At 70.3% G+C, this 21,612-nt stretch carries 25 protein-coding genes; 17 read left to right on the forward strand and 8 right to left on the reverse strand.

Annotated elements, in window-relative coordinates; translation table 11 throughout:
- Positions 1–43: 43 nt before the first annotated feature.
- Complete coding sequence (locus ACIA5G_RS01175) at positions 44–289, reverse strand: hypothetical protein (RefSeq protein ID WP_395920215.1); 246 nt, start codon at positions 287–289, stop codon at positions 44–46.
- A gap of 130 nt (positions 290–419) precedes the next feature.
- Between ACIA5G_RS01175 and ACIA5G_RS01180 the strand changes: the two genes are divergently transcribed.
- The 9 genes from ACIA5G_RS01180 to ACIA5G_RS01220 all read left to right on the forward strand — a co-directional run bounded on the left by ACIA5G_RS01180 (position 420) and on the right by ACIA5G_RS01220 (position 7,977).
- Entirely contained in the window at positions 420–1,184 is a 765-nt protein-coding gene (locus ACIA5G_RS01180) for an ESX secretion-associated protein EspG (RefSeq protein ID WP_395920216.1), read from the forward strand.
- Between the two features lie 129 nt (positions 1,185–1,313).
- Entirely contained in the window at positions 1,314–1,730 is a 417-nt protein-coding gene (locus tag ACIA5G_RS01185) for a hypothetical protein (RefSeq protein WP_395920217.1), read from the forward strand.
- A gap of 3 nt (positions 1,731–1,733) precedes the next feature.
- Positions 1,734–2,306, forward strand: a complete 573-nt coding sequence (locus ACIA5G_RS01190) for a DUF3558 family protein (RefSeq protein ID WP_395920218.1) — start codon at positions 1,734–1,736, stop codon at positions 2,304–2,306.
- 10 nt (positions 2,307–2,316) lie between these two features.
- The gene (locus tag ACIA5G_RS01195; RefSeq protein ID WP_395920219.1) at positions 2,317–3,813 is read left to right on the forward strand and encodes a hypothetical protein; all 1,497 of its coding nucleotides are present in this window, start codon (positions 2,317–2,319) and stop codon (positions 3,811–3,813) included.
- Positions 3,814–3,919: 106 nt separating this feature from the next.
- A complete protein-coding gene (locus ACIA5G_RS01200; protein WP_395920220.1) occupies positions 3,920–4,432 on the forward strand; it encodes a YbaB/EbfC family nucleoid-associated protein in 513 nt (170 codons plus the stop codon).
- A gap of 14 nt (positions 4,433–4,446) precedes the next feature.
- Positions 4,447–5,265 (forward strand): WXG100 family type VII secretion target, encoded by an 819-nt coding sequence (locus ACIA5G_RS01205; protein ID WP_395920221.1) that lies wholly within the window; start codon positions 4,447–4,449, stop codon positions 5,263–5,265.
- 1 nt (position 5,266) lies between these two features.
- On the forward strand, positions 5,267–6,622 hold the full coding sequence (locus ACIA5G_RS01210; protein WP_395920222.1) for a hypothetical protein: 1,356 nt from the start codon (positions 5,267–5,269) through the stop codon (positions 6,620–6,622).
- Positions 6,606–7,019, forward strand: a complete 414-nt coding sequence (locus ACIA5G_RS01215; RefSeq protein WP_395920223.1) for a hypothetical protein — start codon at positions 6,606–6,608, stop codon at positions 7,017–7,019. The genes ACIA5G_RS01210 and ACIA5G_RS01215 overlap by 17 nt, the downstream gene beginning before the upstream one ends.
- Positions 7,009–7,977, forward strand: a complete 969-nt coding sequence (locus ACIA5G_RS01220; protein WP_395920224.1) for a hypothetical protein — start codon at positions 7,009–7,011, stop codon at positions 7,975–7,977. The genes ACIA5G_RS01215 and ACIA5G_RS01220 overlap by 11 nt, the downstream gene beginning before the upstream one ends.
- Here ACIA5G_RS01220 and ACIA5G_RS01225 read toward each other — a convergent pair.
- From ACIA5G_RS01225 to ACIA5G_RS01235, 3 genes are read right to left on the reverse strand one after another with little or no spacing between them, the layout of a single operon-like run.
- Positions 7,971–8,879 (reverse strand): glycosyltransferase, encoded by a 909-nt coding sequence (locus ACIA5G_RS01225; protein WP_395920225.1) that lies wholly within the window; start codon positions 8,877–8,879, stop codon positions 7,971–7,973. The genes ACIA5G_RS01220 and ACIA5G_RS01225 overlap by 7 nt on opposite strands.
- Complete coding sequence (locus ACIA5G_RS01230) at positions 8,879–9,694, reverse strand: ABC transporter ATP-binding protein (RefSeq protein WP_395920226.1); 816 nt, start codon at positions 9,692–9,694, stop codon at positions 8,879–8,881. Before ACIA5G_RS01230 ends, ACIA5G_RS01225 begins: the two co-directional genes overlap by 1 nt.
- 3 nt (positions 9,695–9,697) lie before the next feature.
- Positions 9,698–10,651, reverse strand: coding sequence for an ABC transporter permease (locus ACIA5G_RS01235; RefSeq protein WP_395920227.1), 954 nt, complete (start codon positions 10,649–10,651; stop codon positions 9,698–9,700).
- Positions 10,652–10,796: 145 nt separating this feature from the next.
- Here ACIA5G_RS01235 and ACIA5G_RS01240 point away from each other — a divergent pair, with 145 nt between their 5' ends.
- The 4 genes from ACIA5G_RS01240 to pseI are packed head-to-tail and all read left to right on the forward strand — an operon-like array spanning position 10,797 to position 13,423.
- Entirely contained in the window at positions 10,797–11,423 is a 627-nt protein-coding gene (locus ACIA5G_RS01240) for a hypothetical protein (RefSeq protein ID WP_395921839.1), read from the forward strand.
- A 33-nt stretch (positions 11,424–11,456) separates the two neighbouring features.
- Positions 11,457–11,891: a hypothetical protein gene (locus ACIA5G_RS01245; RefSeq protein WP_395920228.1), complete on the forward strand. Its 435-nt coding sequence runs from the start codon at positions 11,457–11,459 to the stop codon at positions 11,889–11,891.
- Entirely contained in the window at positions 11,892–12,344 is a 453-nt protein-coding gene (locus ACIA5G_RS01250; protein ID WP_395920229.1) for a GNAT family N-acetyltransferase, read from the forward strand. It abuts the gene before it with no gap.
- A 29-nt stretch (positions 12,345–12,373) separates the two neighbouring features.
- On the forward strand, positions 12,374–13,423 hold the full coding sequence (gene pseI / locus ACIA5G_RS01255; protein ID WP_395920230.1) for a pseudaminic acid synthase: 1,050 nt from the start codon (positions 12,374–12,376) through the stop codon (positions 13,421–13,423).
- Here pseI and pseC read toward each other — a convergent pair.
- Positions 13,420–14,550, reverse strand: coding sequence for a UDP-4-amino-4,6-dideoxy-N-acetyl-beta-L-altrosamine transaminase (pseC, locus tag ACIA5G_RS01260; protein ID WP_395920231.1), 1,131 nt, complete (start codon positions 14,548–14,550; stop codon positions 13,420–13,422). The two genes, pseI and pseC, sit on opposite strands and share 4 nt — an antisense overlap.
- A complete protein-coding gene (pseB, locus tag ACIA5G_RS01265; protein ID WP_395920232.1) occupies positions 14,543–15,526 on the reverse strand; it encodes a UDP-N-acetylglucosamine 4,6-dehydratase (inverting) in 984 nt (327 codons plus the stop codon). Before pseB ends, pseC begins: the two co-directional genes overlap by 8 nt.
- Positions 15,527–15,566: 40 nt before the next feature.
- Between pseB and ACIA5G_RS01270 the strand changes: the two genes are divergently transcribed.
- The 3 genes from ACIA5G_RS01270 to ACIA5G_RS01280 are packed head-to-tail and all read left to right on the forward strand — an operon-like array spanning position 15,567 to position 18,436.
- Positions 15,567–16,313 (forward strand): cytidylyltransferase domain-containing protein, encoded by a 747-nt coding sequence (locus ACIA5G_RS01270; RefSeq protein WP_395920233.1) that lies wholly within the window; start codon positions 15,567–15,569, stop codon positions 16,311–16,313.
- Positions 16,310–17,287 carry a spore coat protein gene (locus ACIA5G_RS01275; protein WP_395920234.1) on the forward strand — a complete coding sequence of 326 codons (978 nt, stop codon included), beginning with the start codon at positions 16,310–16,312 and terminating at the stop codon, positions 17,285–17,287. The genes ACIA5G_RS01270 and ACIA5G_RS01275 overlap by 4 nt, the downstream gene beginning before the upstream one ends.
- A gap of 3 nt (positions 17,288–17,290) precedes the next feature.
- On the forward strand, positions 17,291–18,436 hold the full coding sequence (locus tag ACIA5G_RS01280) for an epoxide hydrolase family protein (protein WP_395920235.1): 1,146 nt from the start codon (positions 17,291–17,293) through the stop codon (positions 18,434–18,436).
- A 224-nt stretch (positions 18,437–18,660) separates the two neighbouring features.
- On the opposite strand, the gene ACIA5G_RS01285 is transcribed toward ACIA5G_RS01280, so the two are convergent.
- Positions 18,661–19,230, reverse strand: a complete 570-nt coding sequence (locus ACIA5G_RS01285) for a bacterial proteasome activator family protein (RefSeq protein ID WP_395920236.1) — start codon at positions 19,228–19,230, stop codon at positions 18,661–18,663.
- Between the two features lie 134 nt (positions 19,231–19,364).
- Between ACIA5G_RS01285 and ACIA5G_RS01290 the strand changes: the two genes are divergently transcribed.
- Complete coding sequence (locus ACIA5G_RS01290; RefSeq protein WP_395920237.1) at positions 19,365–20,564, forward strand: cysteine desulfurase-like protein; 1,200 nt, start codon at positions 19,365–19,367, stop codon at positions 20,562–20,564.
- On the opposite strand, the gene ACIA5G_RS01295 is transcribed toward ACIA5G_RS01290, so the two are convergent.
- Positions 20,561–21,538, reverse strand: coding sequence for an NAD(P)H-quinone oxidoreductase (locus tag ACIA5G_RS01295; protein ID WP_395920238.1), 978 nt, complete (start codon positions 21,536–21,538; stop codon positions 20,561–20,563). The two genes, ACIA5G_RS01290 and ACIA5G_RS01295, sit on opposite strands and share 4 nt — an antisense overlap.
- Positions 21,539–21,612: the final 74 nt, after the last annotated feature.

The raw sequence follows: 21,612 nt of genomic DNA on the forward strand, positions 1-21,612 counted from the left end.
CACGAAGGCCGTCTCACGCTCGTCGTGAGGCGGCCTTCGTGCGTCAGGAGTGCATGCCGAAGACCGTGGACTTCCGGTTCAGGTCGTCGACGTAGGCGGCGGCGACGTGGGCGAAGTTGATCGCCACCGCCGCGCCGTCCTTGGTGGTCACCGTTTCGACCGCGCCCGTCTTCACGAGCTCGGCGAGCTTGCCCGTCAGCTTCGCGGATTCGTCGGTCTTCAAGGCGAACAGCAGCGGTTCGCCGCCGGTGGCGAGGTGGAGCACGAGTGCGGGTTTCGGGTCAGCCATGCCTCCATCGGACCAGCGGCGATCTTGCGCTGACAAGCGGTTTCGCTGTAGGCGCAGCATCCGGCTGCGGGCGGGGCACGCCGTGGACTACCGTTTCCGGAGGCCAAGGAACCCGCGGGGGGAAGACAAGATGCCGCACTCGTTCTCGCTGTCGCTGGCGGCGGTGGACATCCTGCTCGAACAGCTCGGGCTGGGCCGCGCGCCGACGCCGTTCGAAGTTCCGCACGTCGGCACGACCGTCGAGCAGCGGGCGATGATCCGCGACGCCGTCGTGCGCGACCTGTCCGGCCGCGGGCTGTGGAGCCGCGGCCGCCTCGACGCGGACGCCGAGCTGGCGCTCGCCACCTTCGTCCGGGGCAGTGTGGTGATCAACGCGGCGGCCGAGCTGGGCGACCGGCACCTGTTCGCCCGGGTCGCCACCGACGGCCAGTTCGCGGTGCTCGCCCGGCAGGAGGAGAACCTCATCGTCTTCGAGGAGGTCCGCCCGACCGGCATCGTCCCGGCGATCGTCGACCTGCTCCCGCTCACGCCGGCCGCGCCCGGCCAGTCCGTCACCATCTCGCGCCCGGCCGAACAGCCGCGCCACCAGCGCCGCGACGACGTGTACGACCCGTTCGCCGGTGTCAGCGGCCCGCGCTCGCAGAGCAGCAGCGGCGGGCCGCAGCTCCGGATGATCGAGCGTGTCTTCCAGGAGCCGAAGAAGCGCGTCGGGCAGTTCACGGCCGTGACCCGCGGCGGCACGTTCCCGCCGCTGGCCTGGTTCGACACCCCGTCCGGCCGCTGGCTGATGTCCTCCCGCGCGGCCGCCGACGGCCAGCGCTGGATCACCTACGCGCCGGCCGACAACGCACGGCTCGCCCAGCAGCTCTACGCCCAGCTCGACGGGCAGTTCTGACCTTCGGGAACCGCTCGTCGCGCGGCTGCGTCACAGCTGAAGATCGGTGAACGGCCGTTGCGCAGGGTGCCCGGCTAGTAGACTCCCGGGTGCACACGCACGGGTGAAGTGATTCGGGGTGGAACAGCGATGCAGATGGCTGACGGCGGGGGCGGCGGCACGTTCGCGGACGTCATGAACCTCGGCGCCATTCAGGGTGTCACGGCGGAGACCCAGAAGCTGGTCGACGCGGCCAAGAGCGGCGGCTTCAAGATCACCCCGGAAGGTGTGAAGCCGATCCGGGACGCCCTGACCGACCTCGTGAACGGCCTCGCCGACGTGCAGGCCACGAGCTACTTGCTGGACCAGAACCCGCAACTCGGCAACCACCCGTACGGGCACTCCGTCGCCAAGCACGACTCGACGGCCGCCAGCAAGGCGACCGAGGTTCTGGAGCAGCTCAGGCGGGTCGCGCAGCAAGCGGACGAAGCGCTCGCCAGGGCCGCGGGCCTCTACAAGGAGACGGAGAACCAGGCCTTCTCCGCTCTCCAGACCAAGCAGGCTTGAGGTATGACGAAACTTCTCGTACGGGTTCTCTTTCCGCTCGTGGCCGGTGGCGCGCTGCTCGCCGGGTGCACCACGACGCAGGGGGGAACGGCGTCACCCGCCCAGTCCTCTTCGGCCAGTGAGCCGGCGGCGCCGGAAAGTCCGGCTGCCGGGGGCGGCGGGACGCAGTCGATCACCGATGCCTGCTCGCTGCTGGAAGCGGGTGACCTCAGCGGCTACGGCGAGTTCAAAGACCCGGTGCAGGGCACGACCGGCGACGTGCGCACTTGCAGGTACCAGAAGAAGATCACCTCGGCGAGTGACAACGCCACGGTGGTCGCCGTCAACGTCCGCGACACCGCGTCGGTCGCGCAGGTCAACGACACCGGCGGCGGCCTGGTCGACAAGGACGTCAACGGCCGGAAGGCGAAGGAGGCGCCGGGTGGTGCTTCCGTGGCGGCCTGCACGCTCGCCCTGCCGGTGGGAGATGCGTCGCGGGTGGATGTTGCGGTGACCGGCGCCGCCTCGGCGGACGAGGCCTGCCAGGTCGCCGAGGCGGTCGCGAAGGCCGTCGAGGCGCGGCTGCCGAAGGGATAGGGGAACCCAGATGACGACGCAGAAGCAGCCGCCGCCGATCAAGACGCCGGCGGAAGTCGCGGACATGGCTCCGGCTGACCGTGACGCCTACCTCCAGGCGAAGGCCGAGGCGGGTGTCGACCGGAACGACCCGTTGTTCGGGTGGGTCCAGCGGTTCGTCGCCCAGGCGCAGGCCAAGAACCAGTCCCAGGAGGTCGGCGACAAGAACGTCGCCGACGCCACCAAGGGCCGTGACGTCGAGTACGTGCAGGGCCTGAACCCGTCGAGCGCGGACTACAAGGGCAGCGACCACACGCAGCTCAAGGGGTACCTGGACACCAACTTGGACGTCAGTCAGGTTTCGGAGCTTTCGACCGCGTACCACGACGTGCACAAGGTCTTCGACAAGTTCGCCACGTCGATGAACACCGCGGTCAACGCTTCGAAGGGCACCTGGGAAGGCAGCGCCGCCGAGAGCGCGCAGCAGTACTTCACCAGCCTCGGCAAGTGGTCCGACGCGAACTCGCAGAACGCGAAGCTCGCCTCCGAGACCATCTACGACCAGGGCCAGGCCGCGTCCACGGCGAAGAACGCCATGCCGGCGCCGATCCCGTTCAGCTGGAAGGACGAGTTCTCCAACTGGGCGACGTCGAACCCGTTCAGCCTGCCGGACAACGTCGACAAGTCCCTCCAGAAGCAGAAGGACAGCCAGGCGGCGCACGACGAGGCCGCCGGTGTCATGTCGACCTACGACAAGAACCTCTACGAGGCCGCGTCGAAGCAGCCGGCCTTCGCGCCGCCGCCCAGCTTCAGTGCCGGGGGTGACGGCGGTGACCCCAACGGCGTGGACAAGAACGGCATCAGCGACCACAACACCAACGTCACGATGCCGAACAGCAACCCGGTGAACACGCCGAACGGGACGAACAACAACTTCACCACCGGCAACGTCCCCGGCCCGAACATCACGCCGAACATCACGCCGCACATCACCGGCCCCGGCTCGACCACCGGCACCGGGATCGTGCCGGCCGGGACCACCACGCCGTCCGGGTTCACCCCGGGCTCGATCCCCGGTGGGTCGACGCAGAACCCGAACCAGTCGTTCGGCGGCATGCCGCCGATGAGCCCGATGCCGATGGGTGGCATGAACATGGGCGGCGACGAGGCCTACAACTCCAAGGTCGGCGGCGGGGGCGGCGGTCGCGGGAGCGGCAGCGGCTTCGGCCCCGGTGGCTCCGGCGCCGGCGGCAGCGCGACCGGTGCGGGCGCCGCGTCGGGTGCGGCCCGGCCGGGTGGCATCGGTGCGGCCGAAGCGGCCGCGGGCCGCGGGATGGGCGGCCTCGGCGCCGGTGGCGCGGGTGCCGGTCGCGGTGGCATGGGCGCGGGCGGCGGCATGGGCCGCGGCCAGAAGGGCGAGGGTGACGAGGACACGGAGCACTCGCGGCCGACGTACCTGGTCGAGGGTGACCCGGACGAGGTCTTCGGCACCGACATGCGCACAGCGCCGCCGGTCATCGGCGAATAACGGACAAAACGAACGGGTCCCGGGTTTCCCGGGGCCCGTTTTGTCTGTTCACGCTGGTCATGGAACCAGTAGCCTTCGCTGCGCGTCGGACACCGCGGAGGCGAGGATGACACCTGAGGAATGGCTGGCGGGCTTCGAAACGAAGATCGCCGACGTGCGCGAGAAGGCGGAGCAGTTCCGCGTCGGGCTCGAGGCCGCCGGGACGACCGTGGCTTCGCCGGACGGGACCATCCGCGTCGGCGTCGCGCCCAACGGTTCCCTCACCGACCTGCAGCTCACCGACTCCGCGCTGACCGGCAAGTCGGGCGCCAAGCTCGCCGAGGAGATCCTCAAGCTCGCGCGCAAGGCCCAGCGTGACGCCGCGGTCAACGTCGCCGCCGCGTTCGAGCCGCTCGGCGGTGACTCCGAGGCGATGCACATGGTCACCGGTTACCTGCCGCCGGAGGAGCCCGAAGAGCCGCCCGCGCCCGAGGCCTACCAGGAGCGCCGGCTCTGGCAGCACGAAGAGCCGGAAGCCGCGCCGCCGCCTCCGCCACCACCGCCGGTCCGCCGTCCGGCGCGGCCCGTCCGCGACGACGATGACGACTTCGGGGACAACACGTTCATGCGCCGGGACTGAGGGGGATCTGGACCATGACCACCGCTACTTCGGGTGCCGGCATCGTCGACACCTACGCCGGGCTCGTCGACTCGATCAAGGCCGACTCCGAGTCCGAGGGCGAGCGTGTCCTCGAGGTCTCGATCAGCGCGGCCGGCGCGGTGGTCGACACCGTCGGCGCCGCGATCGACCCGCTCGGCGCCGTCCTCAACGCCGGTGTCGGCTGGCTCCTCGAGCACATCAGCTTCCTGCGCGAGCCGCTCGACGCGCTGCTCGGCAACCCCGACGAGATCAACGCGAACGTCGACCAGCTCAAGTCCGCGGCGGCCGAGATGCACACGCTCGCTCAGGAGCACCGCGACGACCTGCGCAGCGTCGCCGAATGGACCGGCCAGGCCGCCGACGCCTACCGCGACAGCCTCACGAAGATGGCCGAGGAGCTGGAGTCGCTCGGCAAGACGCTCGACGGCACCGCGGCCGTCGCCGGCATTTCCGGAATGCTCGTCTGCACGCTGCGCGGCATCGTCTTCGGCCTGATTTCGTCGGTGATCGCCGAGCTGATCCGCGACGCGCTGATCGCGGCGGCGTCGGCCGTGTGCACCTTCGGCGGGTCGATCGCCGCGTTCTGCGGGGTCGCGTCGGCCCGCGCCGCGGCGACCGCGTCGAAGATCGCGGGCAAGATCAGCAAGCTCCTCGAGGGTTTCGCACGGCAGGGTGGCCGCCTGGCCAAGCTGCTGGAGGCGATGGAGAAGCTGACCAAGGGCCTCGACCGGTTCTCCACGGTCGGTGGCCTCGCGATGGGCGCCTACCAGGCCGCGAAGCCGTACGACACGCAGCAGCCCGCGGAGGCGTGACATGGCGACCCACCACACGACGCACACCAGCACGCCACACCACACGAGCACCCCGCACCACACGGACACGACGCCGACGCACCACGAGACGTCGGCTCCGCACCCCACCGAGCCACGCCCGGCGCACGAAACACACCCGAGCGGGGGCGGCGCCGGCAACGGGTACGCGCTGCACACGGACTCGCTCGGCACGATGGAGGGCCACCTCGGCCGCACGAAGGACAAGGTCCACGCGGTCGGCCAGACCGTGGCCGGCACCAGCTTCGGCGCCGAGTCGATGGGCGTCGTCGGCTCCGGCATGACGGGCACGCTCAACAGCGCCGTCTCGGGCGCGAAGGAGCACGTCGCCCTGGCCGGCAAGGCAGTCGACGACGCCGGCGCGCGCACGAAGGCCGTCAAGGAGCACTACCAGACGACCGAGGCGAACAACGCCTCGACGATCGCGTCGGCAGCCAAGCCGGTCGACGCACCCCCCGCGAAGACGGCCGGGGGCGGCGCCAACCCACCACCCCCGGGCTCGAACCCACCCCCACCGCATTCGCCCGACGGCGGCGGCGGAATGCACAACAACCAGGGCCACCACGCGACGGACGCCGAGCTGCAGGGCCAGTACACCCGCGACTCGATGCAGACCCGCCCGACCTCGACGGACAACCAGATCCGCGACGCGGCGAGCAGGCTGGGCTACGACCCGGACCGGCATCTGGCGATGACCCTCAAGCCGGTCACGGATCTCACGCACGCCGAGCGGGCCGAGATCGTGGCGGTGCGCAACGAGCTGAAGGCCAACCCGGGTGAGCTCATGACGAAGGTCGTGAAGCCGGAGATCGGTGAGGCCACTCTCTCGAACGAAACCACTTACGTAGATCGCCACACGGGCAGCACCGAGACGAACTACCCCACCTCAGTGGCCGGGTCGATCGCCCGCGGCAGCGACAGCGCGCAGTACGGAACTCCGCAGGAGTTCCGCGACAGGCTCGCCCTCGACGACAAGGGTGCGGGGTGGACCCCGATCAAGGCCGGGGCCAATGAGGCGTACCAGCTCCGCTTCCCGGCCTCGCGCGATTCGTCCGCGATGGAGGTCAGCTACGGCGGCACCGACCCGGGCTCGGTCAAGGACATGCAAGCGCTCTCCGGCCAGCCGAACCCGCGGCCGATGGACCCGCCGTTCCTGGGCACCGGCTACACCGGCGGAGGCGTGCCCGAGTGGATGCACTCGCCACGCGGTTATGCGGGCCGTGGTGAGATGTGGCTCGTGCACGCGGACGGGTCGGAATCGCTGGCGGGCGTGTACCTGCCCGACCGCGGCTGGTTCGACGTACGTGGCCGAGGAGGCTCCAGTGCCGGAAGTCCGTAGGGTTTCGCCCGCCGAACGCGCGGTCTACCAGGGCGAAACGTATGCCGCGGCCGAGCGGGCGCCCGACCACGTGCAGCTCTACCGCGATGGCGCTCCCTGGCAGCTGGTGCCGATCACGGACCTGGACGAGTGGTACACGGTTCGCACCTGGGGCACCTTCCTCGAGCACGAGTTCGAGGTGGTGGACGAGCGAGACGGCCGCTACTCGCTGTTCTTCATGGCCGGGGACGGCCAGTGGGCAGCACGGGTCTGGGCCGAGCCGGAAGCCCATCCGGACGTGGACTTCCAGCAGCAGGACAGGTACACGTTCATCGCCCTCGCGCCGAAGGACCGGGTGACCGGCATCCGCGAGGTTCGCACCGACATTCTCGAACCGAAGGAAACCGATGAGTCCTGACGCTCCGGCCGGCCTGGCCGGCGGCACCGTCGTCCAGCTCCCGGTCAAGCCCGGGCTCGTCGGCCTCTACCTCGGCAACGTCATCGTCCCCGGCCGGTTCGAACCCCACCGGATCCAGGGCTTCGCCGGCCGCGCCGAAGACGTCTCCGAGCTCGACACGGCCGCGATGGTCCGGAACTACGGCCTCGGGAAGATCCCCGGCTGGGGCCCGCTCGACGAGCTCTACCTGCTCCGCTTCACCGCCGGCCACACCTTCCCGTTCCGCACCTCCTACGGCGCGTCGGACCGGGAGATCGCGGCTGAGTTCGGCGTCGCCCGCGTCTACCCGCCGCCGTTCCTCGGGACCGGGTACTTCCCCGGCGTTGACCACCCGCTGCCCGAGTACGTGCTGCAGCTGACCGAACTTCCCGTCGGCGCCGAGCTTTGGGTGCGCCGCGCGGACAACACCGCAGAGCGGCTCGGGCAGTACCACAGCCGGAAGGTCGGCTGGATCCCCGAGCAGAAGGACGCGTTCGGCGAGGCCACGTTCTTCCCGCCGCCGGTGCCGCTGCCGCCGCTCGTGCGCCGTGGTTACACCGCGCGGTACCGCGGGGGCGACTTCGACGCCGAGTTCGCCGGGCCGGGCCGGGTTGTCCTGCACCCGTTGCCGGGGGCCGCCGCGCCCGCCGACTTCGGGGAGACCTACGGCTTCCGGATGAAGGCCGTCGACCAGGTCGAGCTGGACGAGCTCACCTTCGTGCGGACGCTGTGCCGGTGGCACGGCGGCACCTTCGAGGTGCTGGGCCGGCCGCGGGACACCGCCGACCTGCACCTGGTCGACGAGGACTACCTGCTCGCGCGCGACCTCGGACTGTCCGAAGTGGACTACCGGGTCTGGCGCCGGACCGTGCCGGGCGCCGAGCTCACCGACGTCCGGACCGAGTCCGTGCCGGTGCCGCTCGAAGGGCAGTTTCAGTAGCGGTAGAACTTCTCCGCCCGGCCCTGCCGCACCAGCTTCAGCCACTGCAGGAACGCCTTCGGGTCACGCTTGACACCCACGAAGTACAGTCCGAAGCGGACGATCTCCAGCGCGCCGATCTTCCGCATCCCGGGCTGGGACAACAGGTATCCGCGGTTGCGGTAGGTGTAGTAGCGCTTGACCTCGTTCTCCGGGTCCTGCGCGTGGAACTTGCCGCCCAGCATCGGCTTGAACTCGTCGGAGCCGTCCGGGTGCAGGTACTTCGTCTTCAACGACGTGCCGAACGGCAGCCCCGAACGGACCAGCCGCCGGTGCAGCTCGACCTCGTCGCCGCGGAAGAACAGCCGCAGGTCCGGCACGCCGACGACGTCCAAAGTGGACGAACGGAAGAGCGCGCCGTTCATCAGGGACGCGATGCCGGGCAGGAAGTCGACCCCGAGCTCGGACTGCGAACGCTTCCAGGTCAGGCCGCGGCGCAGCGGGAAGGCCAGCTTGTCCGGGGCGTCGATGTTGGACACCACCGGCGAAATCTCCGCCAGGTTCCGTTTTTCGGCCTCGGCCAGCAGGATCTCGAGCACGTTCTCGTCGGCCGGGCGGCCGTCGTCGTCGGCCAGCCAGACCCAGTCCGCGCCCATCGACAGCGCGTGCAGCATGCCCAGCGCGAACCCGCCGGCGCCGCCGAGGTTCCGGTGCGACGGCAGGTACGTGTGCGGCAGCGGGTAGTTCTCGACGACCTCGCGGGCCGAGTCGTCCGGCCCGTTGTCCACCACCACCAGGTGGTCGACCGGCCGGGTCTGGGCGGCGATGACCTTCAGCGAGTCCGCGAGCAGCTCGCGCCGGTGCCGCGTGACGACCACGCCGACGACCGCGCCGTCGGGCAGCTGCCGGGTCTCGCTGGTCATCATTCCCCGCCGTTCGTCGTCGCCGCCGGCTCGACGCCGAAGCGCGCCAAGGTTTCCTGGCTCATGTTCTCGAAGGGGTCGCGCCCCTTGTATGACGTGAGGACGTCCCGCAGCGAGCCCTGTTGCTTGAGGTGCCCCTCGTCCATCCAGATGGCCGAGTCGCACAGCTCGAACAGGAACTCGTCCGAGTGGCTGGCGAACACCAGGATGCCCGAGCGTTTCACCAGGTCCTTGAGCCGGTCGCGCGCCTTGTTGAGGAACGCCGCGTCGACCGCGCCGATGCCCTCGTCGAGGATCAGGATCTCCGGGTCGATCGAGGTGACGACACCCAGCGCCAGCCGCACGCGCATGCCCGTGGAGTACGTCCGCAGCGGCATCTGCAGGTAGTCGCCGAGCTCGGTGAACTCGGCGATGTCGTCGACCCGCTTCTCCATCTCCTTGGCGGTCATGCCGAGGAAGAGGCCGCGGATGATGATGTTCTCTTCGCCCGAGATTTCCGGGTCCATGCCGACGCCGAGGTCGAACACCGGCGCGATCTTGCCCTCGATCCGCGACGAGCCGCGGGTGGGCTCGTAGATGCCGGCGAGCAGGCGCAGCAGCGTGGACTTGCCGGCGCCGTTGTGCCCGACGAGGCCGACGCGGTCGCCCTCGCGCAGGTTCAGGGTCACGTCGTGCAGGGCTTCGATGATCGGCACCTTGGTTTCGGTGCCGATCTTGCCGCCGACCTTGCCGAGGACCTTCTTCTTCATCGACCGGGTCTTCGCGTCGAAGATCGGGAAGTCGACGAAGGCGTTGTGGACGTCAATGCTGACCATTTGTCACACCCAGTAGGAGACGCGAGCACGGTAGTTGCGCATCGCGACGAGCGCGAGCGCCCAGCCGACGATGGTGATGGAGCCGACCACGATCCAGTTGCCCACGGTGAACTGCTGGCCGATCAGCGGCGCCCGGACCACCTGCATGAAGTGGTACAGCGGGTTCAGCTGGATGATCGGCAGCACCCACGAGATGCTCGCGCGTGTCCCGCCGGAGAGCAGCTGGTCGACCGGCCACACGATCGGCGTGCCGTAGAACAGCAGCTGGATCAGCGAGTTGATGACCTGGGGGATGTCGCGGAAGCGGGTCGAGATGATGCCCAGCAGCAGCGTCACCCAGCCCGCGTTCAGCGCGAGCAGGAAGAACCCGGGGATGGCGAGCAGGATGTTCCAGCTCAGGCCCGGGTGGCAGAACAGCCCGGCCTGGCAGACACCGTGCGGATCGCCCAGCGAGTACCGGTTGTCCAGCGCCGAGAAGAAGATCACCAGGATCACGACGTAGACGATCATGTTGTGCGCCAGCAGCAGCGTCTGCCGCCACACCGTGCGCAGCATGTAGACGCTCAGCGGGGCCGGGAGCTGCTTGATCAGCCCCTCGTTGGAGATGAACGTCTCCATGCCTTCGGCGAGGCAGCCGCTGATGAAGCCCCAGAGGATGAAACCGGTGCTCAGGTAGGGCAGGAACACCTGGATCGGCGAGTTGAACAGCTGCGAGTACAGCAGGCCGAGCCCGAGCGCGATGACCGCCTGGCTGATCGTGATCCAGAACGGGCCGATCACCGAGCGGCGGTACCGCTGCTTGATGTCCTGCCAGCCGAGGTGACCCCACAGCTCGCGGGCGTGGAAACCGGCCTTGATGTCGGCGAAGGCGCGCGAGAACGTCTTGCTGTCCGACGTCGGCGGGGCCGAGGTCGTCACGGGTGAGTCTGCGGCCTGAACCGTGCTGGTGGCATGCACGTGGACGAGGGTACCGATGGGATGAGCGGCGTCCGGCCCACCCCGCCCCTGTGGTAGAGCTCAGGGACCCGCTACGCGGCGGCGTCACTCGTCCGTGCTGGTACTTTCTCGGCTTATGACTGCTGCTCTCGGCGCGGCGAGCTTGATGGTCAACCTGCTCGCGGCCTACGCCGACCGGCCCGACCCGCTTTCGGTGGCGGTCGTCGGCAACCAGCCGCTCCCGCCCGACCCCCAGCGGGCCAAGGCGATCGACGCCTGTGACCTGGTGATCCGGGTCAACGGGTTCGTCGTCGACAAGCCCGGCGAGGAGGTCGTCGGCAGCCGGACGCACGTGGTGGTGTTCAACCGGGCGATCCGGGCGACGCCGTACGTCTTCCAGGACTACCGCAAGCGGCTCTACCTGCTGGTCGAGCCGGGCCGGATGCACTGGGAGCCGGAGGACCTGCCGGGCTGGTGGCCCGCCGACCTCGGCGCGGTCCCGGTGTCGAACCGCGAGGTCGTGCTGCCGCTGTCGGACGCGCTGGGGCTGCCCACGCGCGACGAGCCGACGTGGTCGACCACCGGCACGCTGGCGGCGTGGATCGCGCGGACGTCGTTCCCGACCGCGCAGCTCGTGCTCACCGGGTTCTCGTTCATCGACAACCCGGACCAGACCTCGTGGGAGCACGCCGCCGGCGACTCCTGCATCGTCGGGCCGGAGCACCAGATCGCCGCCGAAGGGCGGCTGCTGGACTCCTGGACCAAGACCGGTGACACCACCCTCCTGCGCTGAACGCGCGTCCCCACTCCAGGTAAGGAACTCCCCATGGCAGTGCAGAAGCTGGGCAGAGGCCTGATCGAGCGGATCGTCCGGGTCGTCGACTTCCGCGTGGACGAGCGCACCCGCGGGCTCGCCGAGCGGGTCAACAACCTCGAGCACGCCACCGCCGACCACCGGCGCCGGCTCGACAGCGCGGAGCACAACCTCGAGCAGGCCCGTGGTGACCTGCGCTGGGCCCGCGCCGAGCTGGACCGGCTCATCCCGCACGTCGCCGCCCAGGAAGGCCGGCTGGAGACGCTGCGCGAGTCGATTTCGCTGGTCCCCACCGGTGACAGTCACCAGGTCGCCGAGGCCCGCACGCTGATCGAGGAGATCCAGCGCCAGCACGCGCAGATCCGCGCCCGGCTGGCGGGCATCTCCCGTTACGAAGACCGGCTGCGCCGCCTCGAGGACCGGGTCGAAGAGCCCGTCGCGCCGTAGGTGCGTGCCCGCGAGGCCACCGAGGCGGACGCCGAACTGCTGCTGACCTGGCGCAACGACCCCCGCACGCGGGAGTCGTCACGCTCGACGGCCGTGGTCACCCTGGCCGAGCACCTCGGCTGGCTGCGTGGGGTGCTGGCGGACCCGGACCGGTTGCTGCTGGTCGTCGAGCACGAGGATGCGCCGGTCGGCACCGTCCGGTTCGACCGGCGTGACGGCGACGGCTGGGAGGTCAGCATCACGCTCGCCCCGGAGAGCCGCGGCCGCGGCCGGTCCGGGGCGGTGCTCGCCGAGGGCGAGCGGGCGGTGCGGGAGCAGCTCGGCGTCCGGGTCGTGCTCGCCGCCGTGCACCAGGACAACGCGGCTTCGGCCGCCCTGTTCGAGCACGCCGGGTACGCCGAAGCCGCGCCTGCCGTCGGGGGCTTCCGGCAGCTGCGCAAGACTCTGGGGTGACTGAACCGTTCCACCCCGGGGAGGCACCCATGCACGACATCCGGTTCGGCGCGCACCAGATCGGTCCGGGCCACCCGCCGTTCGTGATCGCCGAGATGTCCGGCAACCACAACGGCGACCTCGACCGGGCGCTGGCCATCGTCGACGCCATCGCGGAAACCGGCGCGCACGCGGTCAAGCTGCAGACCTACCGCCCGGACACGATCACCATCGACGTCGACACCCCGGCGTTCCGGATCGGCGACTCGCATTCCCTTTGGGGCGGCGAAAACCTGTACAAACTGTACGAAAAGGCCCACACGCCGTGGGAATGGCACGCGCCGATCTTCGAGCGCGCCCGTTCGCGCGGGTTGGAGATCTTCTCCAGCCCGTTCGACCCGACGGCGGTCGAGCTGCTGGAGTCGCTGGACGCGCCGGCGTACAAGATCGCGTCGTCGGAGATCGTCGACCTGCCGCTGGTCGAGCTGTGCGCGCGCACCGGCAAGCCGCTGGTCATCTCGACCGGCATGGCGAACGTCGCCGAGATCGACGCCGCGGTCCGCACCGCACGCGCGGCGGGCAATGACCAGCTCATCGTGCTCGGCTGCACGGCGAGCTACCCCGCGTCGCCGTCCGAGAGCAACCTGCGCGGCCTGCCGTTGCTGGCGGGCCTGACGCAGACGCTGGTGGGGCTGTCGGACCACACGCCGGGCATCGGCGCGCCGGTCGCGGCCGTCGCGCTGGGCGCTGTCGCCATCGAGAAGCACGTCACGCTGGCTCGTGCGGACGGCGGCGTCGACTCGGAGTTCTCGCTGGAGCCGTCCGAGCTGGCCGCGCTCGTCACCGAGACGCACCGCGCGTGGGAGGCGCTGGGTCAGCCGGTGCTGGGCCCGCGCGAGAGCGAGAAGGAGGGCCTGCGGCTGCGCCGGTCCCTCTACGTCGTCGAGGACGTCCGGGCCGGCGATGAGGTCACGGCGGCGAACGTCCGGTCGATCCGGCCCGCGGGCGGGCTGGCCCCGGCCGAGATCACGGCCGTGGTGGGGCGCACCTTCCGCGTCGACGCCGCGAAGGGCACGCCCCTGACCTGGGACCTGATCTAGAAGAAGTCGCGTACGGCGTCGACAACGCGGTCGACGTCGGCGTCCGTCAGCGACGGGAACAGCGGCAGCGACAACTCCTGCTCGTAGTACGCCTCGGCGTTCGGGCAGAGGCCGCGCCGGTAGCCGAGGTCCTCGAACACCGGGTGCCAGTACGCCGGGATGTAGTTGACCTGGACGCCGATGCCGACCCCTCGCAGGTGCTCGAACAGCGCCTTGCGGCGGCCTTCGAGGACCTGCAGCGGGTAGAGGTGCCACACGGGATCGGCGCCCGGGCGGCTCGGCGGTGTCGCGACGCCGTCGACGTCCGCGAAGGCCGCCGTGTAGCGGGCGTGGATCTCGGCGCGGCGCTTCTTGAACTCTGCGAGCCGGGTGAGCTGGCTGCTGCCGAGCGCGCAGAGGACGTCCGGCAGGCGGTAGTTCAGCCCGAACTCGTGGACTTCCTGGTGCCAGGCGCCTTCGTCCGGGTGACGCTGCTCCGCGCGGTCGCGGACCAGGCCGTGGTTGCGGAACTTCCGGGCGCGGTCCAGGAGGTTCTCGTCCGGCGTGACGACGGCGCCGCCCTCGGCCGTCGTGAGGTTCTTCGTCGGGAAGAACGAGAACGTCGTCAGGTCGGCGATCGACCCCACCGCGCGGCCCTGCCAGGAGCCGCCGACGGAGTGCGCCGCGTCTTCCAGGAGCAGCGCGCCCGCGTTGTGGGCGATCTCGGCGAGGGCGTCCAGCTCCGCCGGGTGCCCGGCGTAGTCGACGGCGGCGACGACCTTCGTCCGCTCAGTGACCGCGGCTTGTGCCGCCTCGACCGAAAGGTTCCCGGTGTCCGGTTCGACGTCGGCGAAGACCACCTTCGCGCCGAACAGCGCGGCGGTGGCGGCCGTCGCCACGAACGTCATCGGGCTCGTGACGACCTCGTCACCCGGCTTGATCCCGGCCGCCGCGTAGGCGACGTGCAAGGCCGCGGTGCCCGAGGTGACGGCCACCGCGGGTGTGCCGCCGGTGTGCGCCGCGAGGTCCGTCTCGAACTGCTGGACCGCGGGGCCGGTGGTCAGCCAGTCGCCGCGCAGCACGCTGACGACGGCTTCGATGTCGGCGTCACTGATCGACTGGCGGCCGTACGGGAGGAAGTCACCCATACTGCTCGACCAGTTCGCGCAGCTCCTCCGCGTCCAGCCAGAGGTCGTTGGTGTCCGAGCGGTAGGCGAAGCCCTCCGGCATCGGCGTGCCGCCGGCCGGCTCCTGGTAACCCCAGCCGGCGAGGTGCGGCTGCACGACGTAGCGGTCCTTGAGCTGGACCGTCCGGCGCGCGTCGTCCGGGGCGATCATCTCTTCGTGCAGCTTCTCGCCCGGGCGGATGCCGACCTCGTGCATCTCGCCGCCCGGCGCGATCGCCTGGGCCAGGTCGACCAGCCGCATGCTCGGGATCCGCGGCACGTACAGCTCACCGCCGTGCATCTGGTCGAACGAGTCGACGACGAACTGCACGGCCTGCGGGAGCGTGATCCAGAAGCGGGTCATCTCCTTGTGCGTGATCGGGAGCGACTCGCCCTTTTCCGCCAGCTTGCGGAAGAACGGGATGACACTGCCGCGCGAGCCCATCACGTTGCCGTAGCGGACCACGGAGAAGCGCGTCACGTGCGCGGCCGCGTAGTGGTTGCCGCTGATGAACATCCGGTCGGCGCACAGCTTGGTGGCGCCGTAGAGGTTGATCGGGCTGGACGCCTTGTCGGTCGACAGCGCGACGACCTTCTTGACGCCGGTGTCGATCGCGGCCTCGATGACGTTCTGCGAGCCCACGACGTTGGTCTGGACGAATTCGAACGGGTTGTACTCACCGGTGTCGACCTGCTTGAGCGCGGCGGCGTGCACGACGTAGTCGACGCCGTGCATGGCGCGCTCGAGCCGGCGCCGGTCGCGGATGTCGCCGATGAACCAGCGCAGGCGCGGGTCGTCGTTGAACAACTGCCGGGCTTCGTACTGCTTCAGCTCGTCGCGGGAGAGCACGACCAGCCGGCTCGGGTTCAGTTCGGCCAGCGCGTAGGCGATGAACGCCTTGCCGAAGGAACCGGTCCCGCCGGTGAGCAGGATGCTGGAGCCATCCAGCTCGGACATCGTTGACCTCCGCGTTCGGGGTGGGTTGCCGTCGGCCATCATGTCACCCATGCGTGCAGCGCCCGTGGTCAACGCCGTCATCCAGGCCCGGTCGTCGTCGACCAGGCTGCCCGGCAAGGTGCTGCGCCCGCTGGCCGGCCGGAGCGTGCTCGGCTGGGTCGTCCGCGCCGCGGCGGCCGCTCCCGGCGTGGACCAGGTGGTGGTCGCGACGTCTTCGGACGCTTCGGACGACGAGGTCGCTCTTGAGGCGGCTCGCTGTGGCGCAGCCGTGGTCCGCGGCCCACTCGACGACGTCCTCGACCGCTTCGGGCTGGCGCTCGCCGAGCACCCCGCCGACGCCGTGATCAGGCTCACCGCCGACTGCCCGCTCCTGGACCCGTCGCTGATCGGCCAGCTCGCGACACTGTGGCGCGCCCAGCCGTCGCTCGACTACGTGAGCACCACGCTGGTCCGGACGCTGCCGCGCGGCTTCGACGCCGAGCTGGTGCGGGCTTCTGTGCTGACGGAGCAGGTCGCCACGGCCACCGGCGCGCACCGCGAGCACGTCACCTCGGGCATCTACTCGCAGCCCTCGCGCTATTCGTGCACCGGGATCGTGGTGAGCCCGGCGGCCGACGACCTGCGGGTGACGTTGGACACCGCCGAGGACTGGGCCCTGCTTTCCGCGGTGGTCGGCGAGCTCGGCGACGGTGTCGGCGACTGGCGAGCGGTGGTGGCGCTGCTGCGGTCGCGCCCGGACCTGGTGGTGTTGAACGCGCACGTCGAGCAGAAAAAGGTCGGCCGGTGAGGCTGCTCCTGCGCGCGGACGCGTCGGCGTCGATCGGCGCCGGGCACGTCTCGCGGGCGGTCGCCTACGCCGAGCGTGCGGTGGTGCGGGGCTTTTCGGTCGCGTTCTCGGGCCAGGTCGACAACGCGGAGTGGCTCGCTTCGCGCTTCGACGAGCTGGGCGTCGAGCGCGTGTCTTTCGACGCTTCCGGGTTCGAGGCGGTGATCGTCGACCACTACGGCCTCGGTGAACTGCGGAAAGAGGTCAACGCGGCGGGTGCGCTGCTCGTCTCGATCGAGGACGACGTGTTCGGGCGCCGTCCCGCCGACATCGTCGTCGACTCCGGCTTCGCGCCGGCTCCGCGTCCGGACGACGGCTCTGACGTCCTGCTGCGCGGAATCGCGTACGCGCCGCTGCGAGACGTCGTGCGGCACACGCGCCGGACGTCGGCTGCGCCTCCACTGCACGTCACGGTGGTCCTGGGTGGCGGCGCCGAGTGGGCGTCGACGGTCGAGTTGCTGCTTCGCGCGCTTCGCGACACGGAACTGCCGTTCGTGGCGGACGTCCTCGTGCGAGGGGAGCCGTCGCTGCCTGCCCTGCGTCCGGACCAGACGATCCGGGTCGCGGCGCCGAGCCCGGCGCTGCTGGAGCTGTTCGCGACCACCGACGTCGCCGTGAGCGCGGCCGGGGTGACGTTCGTGGAGCTGTGCTGCCTCGGCGTCCCGACGGCGGCGGTGCAGCTGGTGGACAACCAGGGCCCGGGCTACCGGGCTGCGTTGGAGATCGGCCTGGCGGCCGGGCTCGGCCACGCGGCGACTCTCGCCGACCGGCTGCCCGCGGTGACGGCGACCCTGCACACGCTGCTTTCCGACGCCTCGCTCCGCCGGACGCTGTCGGAAACAGCGTCGTCCACAGTGGACGGCCTCGGGGTGGACCGGGTCCTGGATCGAATCGAATCGCGGACCGGAACTGTCCGCGATGCCGCCTACCGTTGAGGCATGACCTCAGAGATCACGCCGTTCCGCATCAACGTCCCCCAGGCCCAGCTCGACGATCTCCGCGCGCGCCTGGCGAACACCCGCTGGCCCGACCAGCCCGCCGACACCGGCTGGCGGCTCGGGGCGCCGGTGGATTACGTGCGTGAGCTGGCCGAGTACTGGCACACGGGCTTCGACTGGCGGGCGCACGAAGAGCGGCTCAACGCGTTCCCCCAGTTCATGACGACCATCGACGGCACGAACGTGCACTTCCTGCACGTGGTCTCCCCGGAGCCGTCCGCAACACCGGTGCTGCTCACGCACGGCTGGCCGGGCTCGGTGGTCGAGTTCCTGGACGTGATCGGGCCGCTGACGGACCCGCGCGCGTACGGCGGCGACCCGGCTTCGGCGCTGACCGTGGTGGTCCCGTCGATCCCGGGTTACGGCTTCTCCGGCCCCACGCCGACGGCCGACTGGGGCCCGGACCGCGTCGCGCGCGCATTCGCGGAACTGATGACGCGCCTGGGTTACGACCGTTTCGGAGCCCACGGCGGCGACTGGGGCGCGATCATCTCGCGCGAACTGGCGGTGCAGTTCCCTTCGCGGCTCCTCGGCATCCACGTGACGATGCTGGCGTCGGCGGTCGCCCGCACCGAGGCGGACCTCGAGGACTTGCCGGACCAGGAGCTCGGCCGGCGTTCGCTGGAGAAGGGCCGCGCGTTCTCGGCTTCCGGAACGGGCTACGCGATCATCCAGGCGACCAAGCCGCAAACGCTTGCGTACGGCCTGCACGATTCCCCGGCGGGCCAGCTGGCGTGGATCGCGGAGAAGTTCCGCTCGTTCTCGAACACGTCGGTGGACCTGATCGACCGCGATGATTTGCTGGCCGACGTGTCGATCTACTGGTTCACGGAGACGGCGAACTCATCGGCCCGCCTGTACGCGGCCTTGACGGGTGGCTGGGGCGCACCGCCACCGGCCAACACGGTCCCGACCGCGGTCGCGGTGTTCCCGGACGACATCGGCCTGCCGATCCGGACCTTGGCGGAGCGAACGGACAAGATCGTGCGCTGGACGGAGTTCCCGCGCGGCGGGCACTTCGCGGCGTTGGAGGAACCGGACGCGCTGATCGGCGACATCCGCGAGTTCTTCGGTTCCTTGGACTGACGTCCGGACGCTATTCGGCTCGCTCTCGGACCGCTGCGGTGGGGATGGCGTTCTCGCCGAGGACGGCCGCGATAGGCGAGTTGTCCACAGCAGTTGTCCACATCCCCCTCGGTCTGTGGACAACCTCGCCGCGGCCCAGAACCGAGTCAACCCCGACAACAGACCAAAACAGTGAAGGCCTCCCAACCGGCAAAGCCGACAAAGGGAGGCCTTCACAAAAACCGTCAGAGGTACTGACCCGTCCCCGAAATCCCGGGCCCGTGCCCATGCCCCTCAAGCCCACCACTCGCCGAAGGCCCGGCCGGCAACCCCCGCCGCATCTGCTCGAGCTGAACCCGCGCCGCCATCTGCTGGGCGAACAGTGCGGTCTGTATCCCGCTGAACAACCCCTCGAGCCACCCGACCAGCTGCGCCTGCGCGATCCGCAGCTCCGCGTCCGACGGTGTCGAATCGTCGGTGAACGGGTGGACCAGACGCTCCAGCTCGTCGCGCAGCTCCGGCGCCAGCGAGTTGGACAGCTCCTTCACCGACGTCTGGTGGATCTCGCGCACGCGGGTGCGGGACGCGTCGTCGAGCGGGGCCGCCCGGACCTCCTCCAGGAGCTGCTTGATCATCGTGCCGATCCGCATCACCTTCGCGGGCTCTTCGATGAGCTCGCCCACCGCTTCGGCGTGCTCCGCGCCCTCGACAGGTGAGCCGTCCGGTCCGACTACCACCACGTGGGGTGAAGATTCGTGGTCGGCGTCACCCGCTGTGCCCGATTCCCGGAAGTTCGGCTCGGTCATGTGCTCCATCCTGGCTTGCGTTCAACACGCTCCGCGACGCCCGAGGGGCGTCCGTCTCCGAGCGTAGCGGCTCTCCGGCTTTCCGGTGGCTCTCCACCCAACCCCGGACGCACGGCGAAACCGCACGTCCGTACGGTGTCCCCATGGCGTTCGACGTCGCTCGTATCCGTGGGCTCTTTCCCGCGCTGGGTGACGGCTGGATTCACTTCGACGGCGCCGCCGGAATGCTGGTCCCGGAACAGGTCGCTTCGGCCGTTTCCACGGCGATGCGCGCCCCGGTGTCGGGGCCGGGCGGAGCGTTTCCGGCCTCACAACGCGCGGAAAGCATCGTGACCGCGGCCCGCCGGGCCGTGGCCGACCTGGTCGGGGCCGACCCGGCCGCCGTGGTGCTCGGGCCGAGCTCGCCGGTGATGCTGCGCCGGCTCTGCGACGCGCTCGCCGAGCGCTGGACGATCGGCGACGAGGTCGTCGTCTCCCGGCTCGACGAACAAGCCAACCTCGCGCCGTGGCAACGCGCCGCGAAGCGCGTCGGCGCGGTCGTGCGGTGGGGCGAGATCGACATCGAGACGTGCGAGCTGCCCGCGTGGCAGTACGAGCAGCTGGTGTCGGCGCGCACGAAGGCCGTCGCGGTCACGCTCGCGTCCGGCTCCGTCGGCACCCGGCCGGACGTGCCGACGATCATCGAGTTCGCCAAGCGGGTCGGCGCGCTGGTCGTGGTCGACGCCACGTACGCCGCGCCGTTCCTCCCGCTGGACATCAACGCCCTCGGCGCCGACGTCATGGTCGTGTCCGCGCAGGCCTGGGGCGGGCCTTCGGTGGGCGCGCTGGTGTTCCGCGACCCCGAGCTGATCGAACGCATCTCGTCCGTCTCGCTCGACCCGGCGGCGCGCGGTGCGGCCCGGCTCGAGCTGGGCCCGCACGCCTACCCGTTGCTGGCCGGGCTGATCGCGTCCATCGACTACCTCGCCGGCCTCGACGACGCCGCGTCCGGCTCCCGGCGCGAGCGGCTGGTCACCTCGCTCGGCTCGGCGAAGTCGTACCACGCCGGGCTGCTCGCGCAGCTGTCGACGGAACTGCTGTCGTTGCGGCACATCATGGTCATCGGCAACGCCATGCGCCGCATCCCGGCGCTCGCCTTCGCCGTCGCCGGCAAGAAGGCGCCCGAGGTCGCCGAATACCTGGCTTCGCAGGGGTTGTGCGCCTTCGCCGATGACGGCGCAGCAGGCGTCTTCGCGTCACTCGGTGTCGGAGAAGTGGGCGGCGCCGTGCGGATCGGGCTCGCCCACTACTCCAACGTCTTCGAAATCAACCAGCTCGTGCGGGTGCTCGAAGAACTGCGCTAGGACTTCGCGGCCAGCAGGATCTTCCCGAACACACTGCCCTCTTCCAGGGCGCGGTGCGCGGACGCGGCTTCGGCCATCGGGACGACCTGGCCGATGATCGGCTTGACGGCGCCCTCCGCAACCAGCGGCCACAGGCGTTCGCGGACGTCGGCGACGATCGCCGCCTTCTGGTCCAGCGGCCGGAAGCGCAGGCCCGCCGCGAACACCTCGGCCCGCTTGCCGAGCAGCGCGCCGACGTTCAGCTCGCCCTTCACCCCGCCCTGCATGCCGATGATCACGAGCCGGCCGTCGGTCGCCAGCGCGTCGATGTTGCGGCCGAGGTAGGACGCGCCCATGTTGTCGAGGATGACGTTCGCGCCGCCGGTCTCCTTGCGGAGCACCTCGACGAAGTCCTCTTCCTTGTAGTTGATGGTGATGTCGGCGCCGAGCTGGCGGCAGCTTTCGAGCCGTGACGCCGAACCCGCGGTGACCGCGACGGTCGCGCCGAGCGCCTTGCCCACCTGGATCGCGTGCGTGCCGATGCCGCCGGCGCCGCCGTGGACCAGCAGCACCTCGCCTTCGGTGAGCTTCGCGTGCATCACGACGTTCGCCCACACCGTGCAGGCCACCTCGGGCAGCCCGGCCGCGGTGATCAGGTCGACCTCGCCCGGCACCGGCAGCAGCTGCCCGGCCGGCACGACGACCTTCTCCGCGTAGCCGCCGCCCGCGAGCAGCGCGCAGACCTCGTCGCCGACGTTCCAGCCTTCGACACCTTCGCCGAGTTCCGCGATCGTGCCCGAACACTCGAGCCCGATCGTCTCGCTGGCGCCCGGCGGCGGGGGATAGTGGCCCTTCCGCTGCAGCAGGTCGGCCCGGTTCACGGCGCTCGCCGCGACGTCCAGGAGGACCTCGCCGGCCCCGGGTCGCGGATCAGCGACCTGCGTCCATTCGAGAACGTCCGGCTCGCCCGGCTCACGGATGGTGATCGCGTACATACGTCGACCGTATACCGGCCGCCGAAGTTCCCGCCGAATGACGCATTGACGTACTTCTCATATCGAACAAAGGT

Source organism: Amycolatopsis sp. NPDC051758 (assembly GCF_044453095.1).
GTDB lineage: Bacteria > Actinomycetota > Actinomycetes > Mycobacteriales > Pseudonocardiaceae > Amycolatopsis.